Raw genomic sequence first — 15,067 nt, forward strand, 5'->3', positions numbered from 1 at the left:
GAGAGGCGGGATTGGCAAGGCCGGGGAGGCTGATCCGCCTTTGGCGGGAAATATTATAAAAATTTTTAACATATATCCTTCTGCTTAATTGTCATTTGTTATTTTTTTATTTTATTATTCAATGGAATGAAAAATCAAAAATATTTAAATTCAATAAAATTTCTTGAATCGCTTACCAATATACCCGAACTGAAAAACCTTAAAAAAGGGGAGGCGAAAGACCTGTCTTTTTTTATCAAACGGCTGGAATTCCTTTTAAAAATTTTGGGGAATCCGGAAAAGGAGTTTAAATACATCCATATCGCCGGCACGTCGGGAAAAAGTTCTCTTGCCTGCTTTATCCAATCCGTAATGTCCGAAGCGGGGATAAAAACCGGCGGATTCTTTTCCCCCCACCTGGCCTCGATAACCGAAAGAATAAAAATGAATAACCGAGAAATCTCGCCGGGAGACTTAGCTAGATTGATCGATCGCCTCAAACCTTATTACGCTGTCTGCGCAAAATCCAACCCTTATGGCGTCCCCTCCTATTTTGAAACCTTAATAACCATAGCCCTTCTTTATTTCAAAGAAAAAAAATGCGAATATGTGGTTTTGGAAACCGGAATCGGCAGCAGTTTCGACGCCACCAATATTATCCCGCGGGCGAAAGCATTGGTAATAACCAATATCGGGGTTGACCATGACCGGATTCTCGGCAAAACAAAAATAAAAATCGCCAAAACTAAAGCGAAAATTATAAAAAATGGCTCAATCCTCTTGACCGGCGAAGAAGACCCCCTTCTTCTTAAAATTTTAGAAAAAAATTGCGAAGAAAAAAGAAGCGAATTAAAAAAAATTAATTTTAACTTCAGGGTTGTAAAAAACGGCTTAACCGGAACCGAATTTGAATATAAAAATAATAACTACCGGACGAAAATCGCCGGCGAGCACCAGATAAAAAACGCCATTTTAGCCATTGAAACCATAAATTCAATCAAGGACGGAAGAATCGGGCCGAAAGCGATAAAAAAAGGCCTGGCCGCCGCCTGGCTGCCCGGCCGGCTGGAAATCATCCAGAGGAAACCGCTTATTATCCTTGACGGCGCGCATAACCCCGACAAGATGAAAACTACGGCGGATTTTGTGAAAAATCTGGAATATAAAAAACTCTATCTCGTCATCGGGCTTGCGGAAAGTAAAAATTTATATAATACTTTAAAATATATCATTCCGCTCGGTTCGCAAATATATCTGACTCGTTTTCTCTTCCCCGGGCGCAAAAGCAAAAATCTAAGGAAAATGTCCGAATCAGCCGAGAAATTAACAAAGAAAAAAATAAAAATTTTTGTTGACCCCTGGCAGGCCCTGGAAGAAGCCCTGGCCAAAGCAAAAAAGGATGACGCAATCCTAATAACCGGCTCATTTTTCCTGGCCGGGGAATTAAGAAAAAAATGGATAAAATCCCGCGCCCTTTAAGTAATTAAACATTCAAAAAAATTCAGTCGCTATCTATAATCAATTATTTTACATAATAATTATTTATTAGAACATTTAACGCGCAAACGTTTCACTTAAAAGGTGCGGGAAAATAATATGAGTAAAAATCTAATCATTGTTGAGTCGCCAACCAAAGCCAAAACCATCACAAAATTTTTGGATTCAAACTATAAAATTGAATCTTCTTTCGGCCATATCCGCGATTTGCCCAAAAGCGATATGGGGATTGATATTGGAGACGACTTCAAGCCGAAATATATAATCCCGTCCAAGTCCAGAAAAACCGTGGCGAAATTGAAAGACCTCGCGAAAAAAGCGGAAACAATCATTTTGGCGTCCGACGAAGACCGCGAAGGGGAAGCGATTGCCTGGCACCTGGCGGAAGCGTTAAAATTGGATGGAAATAAATTAAAGAGAATTGTCTTTCATGAAATCACCAAAGATGCGATTTTGGAAGCCCTGAAAAACCCCCGCCAAATCGATATGAAGCTGGTTGACGCCCAGCAAGCGCGCCGAATCCTGGACCGCCTGGTTGGCTATGAACTTTCCCCGTTTTTATGGAAAAAAGTGGCGCGTGGGCTTTCGGCCGGCCGGGTTCAGTCCGTGGCCGTCCGCTTGATTGTGGAAAGGGAAAGGCAGATCAAAGATTTTAAGCCGGAAGAATACTGGAGCGTTTTGGCTGATTTTAAAAAAGAAAAAACCGGCGAAGAATTTACCGCGGCTTTAAATAAAATCGGAGGAAAAACCATTGATAAATTGGAAATAAAAAACGAGAAAGAAGCCAAAAGAATTTTGGGCGAAATTGAAGGCTCCAAATATCTGGTGGCTAATATTGAAAGGAAAGAAGCGAGAAAAAATCCGCCCGCGCCTTTTACCACTTCCACCTTGCAGCAAACCGCCAACCGCTGGCTGGGAATGAGCGCGAAACAAACCATGACGATAGCCCAGCAGTTGTATGAAAATGGATTAATCACTTATATGAGGACCGATTCTTTAAATCTATCCGGAAAATTTTTAAATGACGCCAAAGATTATTTAAAAAAAGAATTGGGGGAAAAATATTGCCTAGCTTCTCCCCGCGCCTTCAAAAATAAGTCGAAAAACGCGCAGGAAGCCCATGAGGCGGTTCGCCCAACTGAAGCCGAAAAAACTCCGGAAAAATCGTCTTTGGCCGGAGGCCAGTTAAGGTTATATAAATTAATCTGGCAAAGAGCGCTGGCGAGCCAGATGCCGCCCGCGGTTGTCGACGCTACCGTAATTGACGTTGACGCCAAAGATACAAAATACCAATTTAGGGCCACGGGCCAAACTTTAAAATTTGACGGCTATTTAAAAATTTATCCGGAAAAAAGCAAGGAAGTAAATTTGCCGGAAGTAAAGGATGGGGAAGAACTGAATTTAAAAAAGCTGGAAAAAGGGCAACATTTTACCAAACCCCCGGCCCGCTATTCTGACGCCGGCCTGGTCAAAGCTTTGGAAAGGCACGGAATCGGCCGGCCCTCCACTTACGCCCCGACCATAGCTACGATTGAAGCGCGGAATTATGTTGTCCGCGACGAAAATAAAAAACTGGCTCCGACCGATATCGCTTTTGTCGTGATTGATTTATTGGTCAAGCATTTTTCCGAAATCGTAGATTATAAATTTACAGCCGAGATGGAAGACAATTTAGATAAAATCGCCATGGGCAAAAGCCGGTGGCAACCAGTCATCGCCGACTTTTACGACCCGTTTCACGATAATTTAACTAATAAATATCAAGAAATTGATAAAAAAGAAATTATGCCTGAAGAAAAATCAAATGAAAAATGCGATAAATGCGGAGCGCCGATGATTATTAAAACCGGCCGCTACGGAAAATTTCTGGCCTGCAGCGCTTTTCCGGAATGTAAAAATATTAAATCCATGCCTGGAGCCGACCGAGACAAAAACGGCCAGACGGATGATAAAGAAATAAAGGAATTGGAGAAAAAATACGAAGGCGAAACCTGCGACCAATGCGGTTCCCCTATGGCCATCAAAGTCGGGCGGTACGGGCCGTTTTTGGCTTGTACGGCTTTTCCCAAGTGCCGGAATTTAAAAAATATAAAAGAAAACAATAAAAACCAAAAATCAACCGGCGTAAAATGCCCGGTTTGCGGCCAGGGAGAAATCGTGGCTAAGCGCGGCCGCAAAGGCGTCTTTTACGCCTGCAACCAATACCCGGATTGCAAAACCGCTTTCTGGGGCAAACCCACCGGAGCCAAATGCCCTGATTGCGAAGCGTTATTGGTAGAAGCCAAAGACGGGGTGAAATGCAGCAACAAAGACTGTGGGTATAAAAAATAGGTGTTAGGTGTTAGAAATATAATTATAATAAAAAAGAACGGAATGTCTCCGCTCTTTTTTATTTTTTTGATATTTGGCAGGGTCGTAGTCTCTCGCAGAGGACTACGACCCATGTTTTTAAAAATCAATAACATCAACATCATAATAACCTTTGCCTAAAATATAATTTGTCGCGCTAGAGTGCTTATAGTCTTCCGGCTCAATTGCTAAATTCCAATGCGGCTGGCAGGGATTATTATGGATATAATTTAATTTCTCCAAAAATAATTTTTGGCTTTGGAGTAATAACGAATCGTATCTATCTGTAAATACCCGATGATAAGCCCCTAATTCTTTCCGGGCGCCAATTTGGAAAATACTAATTAGATCGTATCGCCCTTCCGATTTTAACAATTCAATTATTCCATAAGTTAAAAATCTTTTGGCATTCATTATTAAAATTGATAATTCAGGCGATTTATCCGTAATCTTCATTATTAAATGAATATGGTTAGGCATAATTGCATAACCATGTATCTCATTTCCATAATTGTCTTTAACGTAATCAAACCATTTATACACCAAGTTAAAATACTTGTTATTCGGAAATATTTTATTGAATCCAAAAACAGTCAAGGTTATAAAATAAATTTCATTTGGTATAAATAATTTATATCTTCTGGCCATATTAGTATTATACCATGCGGAAAGCGTCTGGAGCACCTAGCGGGGTCGTAGTCTCTCAACAGAGGACTACGACCCAGTCTTAAAAAAACAGTCGTAGTCCCCTCACGGGAGACTACGACTAAGCTAAATTTTATTTTGTTATTTTCTTTTTAGAAAACTGCCTTTCCACGAATTTCCGATAAGGTTGGTAATAGCCGACTTCAAACGGCCCGTCCCACCATTCCAGCATTACCGTATCGGAAAGGGCTTTAAACAGATGGGGCGTGTTGGGCGGAATAATTATCAGTTCATTCTCCCCTTTTTCATAAACCACGTCTTTATCGCCTTCGCGGATAGTAATTAGAAATTTGCCTTTAAAAATCAAATCGTATTGAGTAACCGGATGAAGGTCGCCGCTTCGGTATTTTCCGGCCTTGGTAAACAAAGCGTTAAATTTTACTCCCCTTACCTTATATCTTCTTATTTCTCCCCTAAGGTCCTTTTGCAAGGGCGCATTCAAACCGCCCTTCTTAGCTAATTTCTTTTTTGGCATAATATACTTTTTATTTATTTTCCTTTTTTCTTTTTCCCTTTTGGGGCCTCGCTTCTTTCTTTCACGACTTCCACCAACTTTTTCACTCCTTCGCCGATCAGGGCCAGATAAGAAGCGCTGTGCTCAATTTTATCTTTCAGGGACTTAAGGATTTCGTCAACTTTATTAATCTTCTCCCGCGTTTCTTTTACGGACTTGTAGGCCTGGCGCATAATCATGGCAAGGTAGTAAATAAACCAGGCCAGAAAAATCGAGAGCCAGAGAATACAGAAAGCGAGCACGACAAAAAGGAGATCTTTGCTGTCTTGAATTAGATACATATTTTTAAGAACGGAGAAAACCAATCCTCCTTAAATATTAATAAATTAAAATTGCGTTTGTTGCTCCTCGTCCTGCCCGCCCGCAGCCGTTTCAAGGGGGCGAGGAGTTTCATCCTCTTTCGCCTCTTCTTCCAGGTCAAGCTTTATTCCGCCCAAGCGCTCGGAAAACATATTATAGAAGGCCGAAGTAAGAAAACCTATAATCCAGCCGACGATGGCGGAAGCCGCGGCCGTGGCCAAACCGATTAAAATTCCCATTCCCAAATTGAAAAGGGCGATGAGGAAAACCGAGCCGCTTGCCCCTTCCCGAATAATAATATTGGCCATGGTTATAATGGCTACGGCAATAGCGGTAAAAAATCCGACCAAACCGTAAATTGCGGCCGTAATCTTGGCCAAAGAAAAATTTTTTATTCTTTTTATCTCTTTCATATTGATAATTACAAATCTACAAATTTTTTCACAAATTCACAGATACTATTTTAAATATTTCCCTGTATTCATAAATTTGTAAATTTGTGATAGATTTGTAATTTGTAATAAATTAAAAGTTTCTTATCTGCGCTTTGAATTTCTTTTTCAAAAGCTTTATTAATTTTTCCTGTTCTTTTTCTATTTCCTCGGCTGTTAAAGTCCTATCCGGCGACTGATAAATAATATGGAAAGCCAGATTCCGATTATCCTCGCCCAGGCTCTCTCCTTCATAAACGTCAAAAAGTTCCACTTCTTTCACCAGCCCGCTAAAACCCTCTATTTCCTTTTTTATATCCTTGTACAAAATCTTTTTTTCGGCCACAAAGGCCAAATCTCTGACAACCGGCGGATATTTGGGGATTCTCTCGTATTGTTTTGCCCCTTCGGCAAGAATTAAATCAACCAGATCCTTAAACCTTATCTCAACTACGGCCACTTCCTTTTTTATGTTTAAAGCCGCAGCCGCCTGATTGTCCAATCTGGCCGCCAGGCCCAAATCATTTTTATGTCCTACTTTTGAAATTATTTTGACCGCCGCTTTTGTGTCCGCCCAGCCCGGCAAGTCTTCCGGGAATTCAAAACTGGCGGCTAAACCGAAATAGTTGAATAAATACTCAACCATGCCTTTTGCTTTTCTGAAAACATCTTCCTTTTTTTCGCCGGCCAAAATTATTCCCAGTCTCTTTTCCTGATAGGGCAATTTCTCGTTTTTGTCTCCGCCCTTGTCTTCTTCGCCAACCAAATCCATAAAGACATTGCCGATTTCAAACAAGCCGAAAGCATTGTAGTGGAACTGATTGGTTTTTATGTTCTCTAGAAGATTCGGCGCCAAGCTTTGGCGAAGAAGCGTGTGCTGGCTCACAATCGGATTGGCCAACTTCACATAATTTCTTGTTTCCATTCTCAATTTTTTTAATTGACCTTCGTTAACAAAGGAATAATTGTAAGTTTCCGCCAAGCGGGCGCCTTGGGCCAAAATTTCTTTTATCTCTCTTTCTAACATTCTTTCCCTGTTAACCCGCGGGGCTTCCATCACCACTTTCGGCATCTCCGGCTTTAAATTATTATACCCGTAAATCCGGACTATTTCCTCGACCAAATCTTCGGGTATGGAAATATCCTTGGTCGCCCGCCAGGTCGGGATAGCTACTTCCAGTTTCTCCCCCTCTTTCCTAACCGCAAACCCCAGACCCTCTAAAATCTTTATTATTTTTTTATCTTCAAAATTCTGCCCGATTATTTTTTCCAGCCATTCCAAATTTAACTCAATCGGCCCGGTTTCCAGCTTAAAATCTTTTATGTCAACCAAATCGCTTGCCACTTCGGCTTTGGGGCATAATTTTTTTACCAATTCTACGGTCCGGGCAATGGCCAATTCGCATAAATTCGGGTCCAGAGATTTCTCAAAGCGCATTGAACTTTCCGTGCGCAGGCCCAGCTTCTGCGAAGTTTTTCTTATCGAAACCGGCTCAAAATTGGCGGCCTCAATAATAATAGAGCTTGTTTTATCGTTAATTTCGCTACTCAATCCGCCCATCACTCCGGCCACAGCCACTCCTTTTTCCCCGTCCGTGATTAAAAGCATATTTTCGTCCAGTTCCCTCTTCTGGCCGTCCAAAGTCTCCATCTCTTCCCCTTTCCTTGCCCGGCGCGCTCCGATTTCTTTGACTAAACTGGCGTCAAAAGCGTGCAAGGGCTGGCCCAGTTCCAACATCACATAATTGGTGATGTCAACGATATTGCTGATCGGGCGCATGCCCACGGCGGATAATTTCTCCTGCATCCATTCCGGCGAAGGTCCGATGGCTATGCCGTTCATCTTAATCGCCATATAGCGCGGGCATAATTTAGAATCCTTCACTTCCACTTTTAGTTTTTCCAGCTTCCCTTTGCCTTTAGTTAATTTTCCTAAATCCGATTTCGGTTCTTTTAATTTTATGCCCAAAAAAGCGGCAATCTCCCGAGCCATGCCAAAATGGCTCCAAAGGTCCGGCCGGTTGGTGATTGACTTATTATCAACTTCAAAAACCGTATCACTAAGTTTAAAATGCTCGGCTAAATTCTGCCCCACCTTGCCGCCGGTTAAAATCATAATGCCGGTATGGTCTTCGCCTATTCCCAGCTCATCTTCGGCGCAAAGCATGCCGCTAGATTTTACTCCCCTGATTTCGGCCGCTTTAATTTCCATGCCATTTGGTAAAATTGCGCCCACTAAAGCGACCGGCACGAAATCGCCTGCCTTGATGTTAGTTGCCCCGCAGACTATATCTAGTTTTTCCTTGCCGATATCGACTTTAACCAGCTGCAACCGGTCCGCGGACGGGTGCTTTTTTAATTCTAGAATTTTTCCCACCACGATTTTATCAAATCTTTCTTTTTGGTTTATCACCCTGTCAATTTCGACTGTATGCATGGTTAATTTCAAACCCAAATCTTCCGGAGTAACACTCTTCGGAATATCAATAAAATCTTTTAGCCAATTTAGGGAAAGATACATATATTATTTAATTTCTAATTTTAAATTTCATATTCGCTATATTCGTTTCTATTCGTTTAATTCGTGTGCTTTAAAATTGTTGAAGGAATCTTAGGTCGCCGCTATTAAACAACCTTATATCGTCAATCCCGTATTTCATCATAGCCAGGCGCGTTAAACCCAGACCGAAAGCAAAACCGGAATATTTCTTCGGGTCAATCCCACCGTATTCCAAAACTTTCGGGTGGACCATGCCCGAAGGCAAAAGTTCCAGCCAGCCGCTATTTTTGCAGCTTGGGCAGCCCTGACCACTGCAAATCGTGCATTTAATATCCAGCTCCAAACCCGGCTCGACAAAAGGGAAAAACCCGGGCCTGACCCGAATTTCTATTTCTTTTTTAAAAATTCCGGACAATAATTCTTTCATCACGGAAATTAAATTAGCCAATGATATATCTTCGCCAATCATCAAGCCTTCCATTTGAAAAAAAGTATGTTCATGGCAGGCGTCAATCGCTTCGCAGCGAAAAACCCGGCCCGGCACGACGCAGCGCAGGGGCGCCCCATATTTCTGCATGGCCCTTACCTGCACCGAGGAAGTGTGGGTCCGCATGACCAAGTCGTATTCCCCGTCCTTATTTTTCTTGTCAATGTAAAAAGTATCCTGCATGTCCCGCGCCGGATGGTTTGGCGGAGTATTAACCGCGGTAAAATTATAAAAATCGCTTTCCAACTCCGGACCGTCCAAAACCATAAAACCCATGGAAGTAAATAAATCCTCCAGCTCGTTTTGGACAAGGGTCAAGGGGCTTAAATAGCCGCGTTCGATTCTTTCGCCAGGCAAAGTTATGTCCACCTGCTCCTTTTTTGAAATCCCCAGAATAAATTTTTTTAACTCCGCGAACTTGTCTTCTATCTCTTTTTTAATTTCATTGGCCAGCTGCCCGATTTCCTTCTTTTCTTTTTCATTCAAATCTTTAAGGCCGCGCAAAATTTTCGTCAATTCGCCTTTGCGGCCCAAATACTTAATTTCCAGATCGCGCAGAACTTTCTCGTCTTTTGCCCTGGCCAGACTATCCAGGATTTCCTTTTTTAATTTTTCTATCTTCTCCCTCATAATAAACAATTTATAATATTAATTTCTCCTACAAATCAACAAATCTTTTCACAAATCTACAAATATTAACTAAAACGTTTAAAGTGGTATTTGTATATTTGCGGTTGATTTTTTGATTTGCGGGTATTACAGTTTAATTAACGAAATTACCTTTTAAATTTAATCTATTGACGGATTACAGGTTTAAGTTATGTTAATAATCATTTGAATTCCTCGTTTAAATTATTAACCGGATATTTTATCCGGCGCGAACCGTAATTTATCAGAAAAAATTCCAAAAGCGACAGCCCGATAATAAGCAAAAATAAATTAAGCCAGGTAAATAAATTATGCGCTAGGAGGAATAAAACCGCCACGATCAAAAAGGCGAATAAAAATGACTGCCGAAAAGCGGTTTTGACCGAATAAAAAGCCAGTTCACGCCTTAGGCCGACAAACCTAATTAAAAAGCCGATCATCGCCGCCGTGCCTGACAAAGCCAGAAACAAGGATAAATAAAAAAGAAGAAACCCGAGCCAGTTGGTGATTTCCGGATTAACCGTAGTTAAAATAAAAATAAAAGCCGCCCAGCAAACTAGGGTCGTTAAAAGCATTATAATTAAGTAAGATCTCAAAGTCATGCGCTTTTACTTTACCATTTTAATTCATCTTTTTCAAGTAATAAATTTTAATTTTTTCACCGTCCCCGGCCCGAATTTTTTATTTATGTCTGCGACAATTTCCGCCTGCCTTGCCTCCAGCCTTTCCGTTGCTACCGAAGACAAGGAGGCGATGTACAAAATTTTATTTTTTAAATACATGGGCCTCGCCCTGGCTGCCAGCTCGGCGCCCAAAAACTCAAATTTAGATTTATTAAAAAAATCCTCCACCTGCTTATTCCTTACCTGTTCGGCTATGCCGGCTTTCTTGATTGATTTCGGCAATAAGGACTTTAGATTATAAAACATAAAATTAAATTTTCTCTTTCTTGAGATAAAGAGTCTGGGTCGGAAAAGCGATTTCTATTTTTTCTTCGGAAAATTTGTTTAAAATTCCAAAATTTATGCTCTGCTGCGTATCCATATAAAAATTGTAGTCGCCGGAATTAACATAATAAACAATTTCAAAAACCAAACTGAAATCCCCGAAATTTTTAAGATGAACCCTGTCCAGCCGGGTATCTTTCTGGCCGGCAACAATCTCTTTTATTAAGCTGGGTATTTTTTCCAATTTTTCTCTCGAAGTATTATAAGCCACGCCAACGGTAAAAACTATCCGCCTCTCCCGCATAACACCGAAATTCTGGACCCGGGCGCTGGTCAGTTCATTATTGGAAATTACAATTTCTTCTCCCTGCAAGGCCTGAATTCTGGTTGTTTTTATTCCAACCCTTTTTACCGTTCCCATGTGCTCGCCCACGATAATAAAATCTCCGATTTTAAAGGGCTTGTCAAAATAAATGGCGAAGGAGCTAAAAAGATCGCCCAGGATATTCTGCAAGGCCAAAGCCACCGCAATTCCGCCGATGCCCAATCCGGCGACCAAAGAAGTAATCTGGTATCCCATATTATCCAAAATCAAAACCGCGGCAATAACCCAAAGAACAATTTTTACAGTTATCCCTAAAAATTTAATAATCCCCGGATCGCCTTCCCCGCTTCTTTTTTCTATGGCCATTTTAACGCCGTAATCGGTTAAAGTCGCCAAAAATCTGACAATATAATAAACCATGGCGATAAGAAAAATATAGAAAGACCATTCTTTCACGAATAAAGGCGTGGTGATAAAAAATAAAGAAAAATAAAAAGAAATGAAAATGTAAAACGGCCAATGAATAGAATCAAGGGCGTCAATTGCCATATCGTCTATCTCGGTTTTTGTTTTTTGCGATATTTTTCTAAGCTTGGCGACTGCTCCGGATTTAAAAAGTCTTAAAACTATTAAGGCGGCCAAAAATATTAAAACCGCTATAAGCCAATCACCGACAGAGTTACCTAAAAATTCAACCCTCAAAAAAGTATTATTTTCAATAAAATTTTTTATATTTTCCATGAACTAATTTTTTTATAATTAAAGTTTCTTTATTTGATCCTTTAATTTTTCAAGGTTAACTTGGCTAGTTTTTAATTTTTCTTCTTCTTTCTTAACAATCTCCGCCGGCGCCTTGGACGTAAATTCTTTATTTTTTAATTTTCTTTCCGTGGCCGTAATCATTTTTTCCAAATTAACGATTTCTTTTTTAATCCTCTGCTCTTCTTTTTCCTTGTCAATCACGCCGATTAAATAAATCTCAATATTATGATTTTTATCATTGGCAATATTACTAATTCTAACGCATATTTCGTCTTTATATCCCTCTCCACTTTCTTTAAATTCTAATTTACTAATCCCAGTCCTAAGTCCTTTAATCAATTCCTGATTATATTCAATTAATGCTTTATAATTTCCAGAAATTATAACTGCTTCTACCTTCTTTGAGGCGTCAACTCTGTTTTCTGCCCTGGCATTTCTTATACCGATAATAATACCCTGCAATATTTGGAACCCACCGGCGTCAACCATAAATTTTATCGCCTCTTTTTCATTATACTCCGGCCATTTTTCAACCATCAAAAACTTATCTTTCCCGTAAATTTCCTGCCAAATAGTTTCGGTTACAAATGGCATAAACGGATGCCAAAGTTTTAATAAATCTCTTAATACGTATAGCAATACTTTTTCTGTTTCAGTCCCTTTTTGAAATTTTGTTGCCTCCAAATACCAATCCGCTAACTCGTCCCATGTAAAATTCCTAAGAATCTCGCCAGCACTTGAAAATTTATAATTATCCAAATAATCATTAACCAGCTTTATGGTATCCCACAAATTAGACAAAATATACTTATCCGCCAAAGTCAACTTGCTATAATCAATTTTACATTCTGAATTGTCATTTTGATTTTTGATTTTTACATTTTGCATTATAAAACGGCTGATGTTCCAGAGCTTATTCGTAAAATTTCTGAACCCGGCGATTTTTTCTTCAAAAATCCTGGTATCATTGCCCGGCGTATTGCCGATAAGCAGGGATAAGCGAACCGCATCCGTGCCGTATTTTTTTATCACGTCAATCGGGTCAATGCCATTGCCTCTGGATTTGCTCATCTTTTTGCCCTGCTCATCCAAAACCATGCCGTGCAAATACACTTTCTCAAAAGGAATTTCTTCTAGAGCAAACAAAGACATCATTATCATCCGGGAAACCCAGAGAGTTAAAATTTCATAGCCGGTGTCCAGAATCTGGGTGGGATGAAACTCCGCCAAATTTCCTGACTTCTTGCTGGTTTTAAAATTATCAGGCCAGCCCAGAGTTGAAAAAGTCCACATGCCGGAAGAAAACCAGGTGTCCAGGGTGTCCGGATCCTGAACCCAGCCCTCACCTTTTGACGCCTCTAACCCTACATACACTTCCTTATCATTGTTTTTGTGTTTTTGTGTTTTTGTGTTTTTGTGTTCCCTATACCAAACCGGAATCTCGTGCCCAAACCAAATCTGGCGGCTGATGCACCAATCATGCAGATTCTCCATCCAGTCCAAATATTTTTTTGTAAACCTTTCCGGAATAAATTCTATTTTCCCCGCCTCCGCAGGCAGGCCGCTTTTGGCCGCCTCAATCGCTTTTTCTTTCAAGGACTTATTGCCTAACCGCTTTAATTTCTTATCCACGGACACGAACCACTGCTTTGACGGCAAAGGCTCAATCGGCGTGCCGCAACGGTAGCAAACTGATAAATTATTATTAATTTCTTCCTCTTTTTCCAATAATTTTTGTTTTTTTAATGCTTCCGCAATCATCTCCCTCGCTTCTAAAACATCTTTGCCTGAATATTTGCCAAAATTATTATTAATTTTTCCATCTTCATCAATAACTTTCACAATTGGCAATTTATTGGCTTCGGCCATCTGCCAGTCAACCATGGAATGGGCCGGGGTAACGCCGACCGTGCCGGCGCCGAATTCAATATCAACGTTTCTGTCCGCGATAATTTTTAATTTTAAAGGCGCGCCGACGAAATCAACTTTAAAAATTTTTCCTATATATTTTTTATAACGTTTGTCTTTCGGGTTAACCGCCACGGCCGTATCTCCCAGTTTAGTTTCCGGCCTGGTCGTGGCAATGGCAAAAGGAAAATCCTTGCTATATTTGAAAGTATATAATTTCGCTTTTTGCTCTTTATAATTGACTTCATCGTCAGCCAAAGTAGAGTGGCAGCGCGGACACCAATTAACAATCCTTTCCCCTTGATAAATTATTCCTTCTTTGTACATGTCAACAAACATCTTCCGAACCGCTTTCTTCCTCGGCTCGTCTAAGGTAAAGGCCTGCCTTGACCAATCCAGGGACGCTCCCATTTTTCTCGTCTGATTTAAAATTGTCGCCTGCGTCACCTCGACAAAGTCCCAAACTTTTTTTAAAAATTTTTCTTTGCCTAAATCATGACGCGTCTTGCCCTCTTCTTTTAACAATTTCCGCTCCACTACATTCTGCGTGGCAATGGCCGCATGGTCGGTGCCGGGCAACCAAAGAGTCCGGTCGCCTTTCATCCGGTGATAACGTATCAGCAAATCTTCAATCGCCAAAGTGGAACCGTGCCCCAAATGCAATTTATCCGTAATATTCGGCGGAGGCAAAATTATGGTGAATGGCTTGGCGTTTTTAGCGCAAACTTTTTTGCGAACGCAAACATCAGGGTTGAAATACCCTGATTTTTCCCATTTCTCATAAATTTTATCCTCATACGCCTCGGGCGTATAAACTTTGGGCAAGTCTTTTCTCATACCTTAAAGATTACCAAAATTAGCTTATTTTGGCAAGAAAAAACCCCAATAGCCATAAATTATATTTAATTTCCAAAACAATAAATACAAAAATGGTTTACATAAAAAATAAAAAAACGCGGATACCATTCCGCATTTTTAAATTTCCAAATTTTTATATAAACCGGTTTACTATTTTTTCACCTCTAACAAAAATCTTGAGGTGTTTGATTTTATGCCTCTTGGGGTTTTATTTTTTTGGATAAATTTTTCTAAAATAAAATAGTCCTTTTTGCCGCCAAAATCGGGTATCGTCGGCGCTTTATCAAGAAACCTAATCAATTCTCTTTTATAAATAAAATAATGAGGAATATTTGAAATTTCACTTTTAATTTGTTTAAATCCCGCCTGTCTCGCCTGTTTTTTATATCGCTTCAAAAGAGACCCCGGCTTTTCTTTGTAACCCTGGCCCCGGCCAAAAGCTTGCTTAAGATTCAGCTTGTCCGTTTCATGCACTTGCTGGGTAATCAACAACCCTCCCGGCTTAAGCACTCGGCATGCTTCTTTAAAAAACAGAGGCGAATGTTTAACGGTAATGATGTCAAAGCTGTCGGCCGGAAACTTTAATTTTTTAGCATCCATACATTTAAAAATCACATTCTTTGCCCCGTATCGCTTTTTATTCTTTTGAGCCAAATTTATCATCTCTGGCTCAATATCAATGCCTATGCCTTTTTTAAAACAAGGGGCTAAACGTAAAAAATTATTACCCTCTGCTGTGCCGATATCCAAGGCAACCTCATCACCCTTCAGCTTCTTCTTCACTACTTCATAAAAATCTCCCCCCCTCGGTGTTAAATCAAGCCCCTTTTTGGACCAGCCACCTCTCTCGGCGGCTT

The 15,067-nt window shown here is 40.4% G+C and carries 13 protein-coding genes; 2 read left to right on the top strand and 11 right to left on the bottom strand.

Annotated features, from left to right (window positions below):
- Nucleotides 1-126: 126 nt before the first annotated feature.
- Nucleotides 127-1,458, top strand: coding sequence for a Mur ligase family protein (locus tag PHQ42_03745; protein MDD5071821.1), 1,332 nt, complete (start codon nucleotides 127-129; stop codon nucleotides 1,456-1,458).
- Nucleotides 1,459-1,575: 117 nt separating this feature from the next.
- Nucleotides 1,576-3,807 (top strand): type I DNA topoisomerase, encoded by a 2,232-nt coding sequence (gene topA, locus PHQ42_03750; protein MDD5071822.1) that lies wholly within the window; start codon nucleotides 1,576-1,578, stop codon nucleotides 3,805-3,807.
- A 117-nt stretch (nucleotides 3,808-3,924) separates the two neighbouring features.
- On the opposite strand, the gene PHQ42_03755 is transcribed toward topA, so the two are convergent.
- From PHQ42_03755 to PHQ42_03805, 11 genes are all read right to left on the bottom strand, one after another.
- Nucleotides 3,925-4,305 (bottom strand): hypothetical protein, encoded by a 381-nt coding sequence (locus tag PHQ42_03755; GenBank protein MDD5071823.1) that lies wholly within the window; start codon nucleotides 4,303-4,305, stop codon nucleotides 3,925-3,927.
- Between the two features lie 298 nt (nucleotides 4,306-4,603).
- Entirely contained in the window at nucleotides 4,604-5,005 is a 402-nt protein-coding gene (locus tag PHQ42_03760; protein MDD5071824.1) for a hypothetical protein, read from the bottom strand.
- Between the two features lie 14 nt (nucleotides 5,006-5,019).
- Nucleotides 5,020-5,325 carry a hypothetical protein gene (locus PHQ42_03765; protein MDD5071825.1) on the bottom strand — a complete coding sequence of 102 codons (306 nt, stop codon included), beginning with the start codon at nucleotides 5,323-5,325 and terminating at the stop codon, nucleotides 5,020-5,022.
- 45 nt (nucleotides 5,326-5,370) lie between these two features.
- Nucleotides 5,371-5,757 carry a hypothetical protein gene (locus tag PHQ42_03770; GenBank protein MDD5071826.1) on the bottom strand — a complete coding sequence of 129 codons (387 nt, stop codon included), beginning with the start codon at nucleotides 5,755-5,757 and terminating at the stop codon, nucleotides 5,371-5,373.
- Between the two features lie 112 nt (nucleotides 5,758-5,869).
- Nucleotides 5,870-8,296 (bottom strand): phenylalanine--tRNA ligase subunit beta, encoded by a 2,427-nt coding sequence (pheT, locus tag PHQ42_03775; protein ID MDD5071827.1) that lies wholly within the window; start codon nucleotides 8,294-8,296, stop codon nucleotides 5,870-5,872.
- Between the two features lie 70 nt (nucleotides 8,297-8,366).
- Nucleotides 8,367-9,392 (bottom strand): phenylalanine--tRNA ligase subunit alpha, encoded by a 1,026-nt coding sequence (gene pheS / locus PHQ42_03780; GenBank protein MDD5071828.1) that lies wholly within the window; start codon nucleotides 9,390-9,392, stop codon nucleotides 8,367-8,369.
- Nucleotides 9,393-9,592: 200 nt separating this feature from the next.
- The gene (locus PHQ42_03785; protein ID MDD5071829.1) at nucleotides 9,593-9,985 is read right to left on the bottom strand and encodes a hypothetical protein; all 393 of its coding nucleotides are present in this window, start codon (nucleotides 9,983-9,985) and stop codon (nucleotides 9,593-9,595) included.
- A gap of 60 nt (nucleotides 9,986-10,045) precedes the next feature.
- Nucleotides 10,046-10,339: a DUF721 domain-containing protein gene (locus PHQ42_03790; protein MDD5071830.1), complete on the bottom strand. Its 294-nt coding sequence runs from the start codon at nucleotides 10,337-10,339 to the stop codon at nucleotides 10,046-10,048.
- A 4-nt stretch (nucleotides 10,340-10,343) separates the two neighbouring features.
- Nucleotides 10,344-11,423 (bottom strand): mechanosensitive ion channel family protein, encoded by a 1,080-nt coding sequence (locus PHQ42_03795; GenBank protein MDD5071831.1) that lies wholly within the window; start codon nucleotides 11,421-11,423, stop codon nucleotides 10,344-10,346.
- A gap of 18 nt (nucleotides 11,424-11,441) precedes the next feature.
- Complete coding sequence (locus tag PHQ42_03800; protein MDD5071832.1) at nucleotides 11,442-14,189, bottom strand: valine--tRNA ligase; 2,748 nt, start codon at nucleotides 14,187-14,189, stop codon at nucleotides 11,442-11,444.
- Between the two features lie 171 nt (nucleotides 14,190-14,360).
- On the bottom strand, nucleotides 14,361-15,067 hold a 707-nt coding region (locus PHQ42_03805; protein ID MDD5071833.1), incomplete at its 5' end, for a methyltransferase domain-containing protein.

The organism is Patescibacteria group bacterium, from assembly GCA_028711655.1.
Lineage (GTDB): Bacteria > Patescibacteriota > Patescibacteriia > Patescibacteriales > JAQTRU01 > JAQTRU01.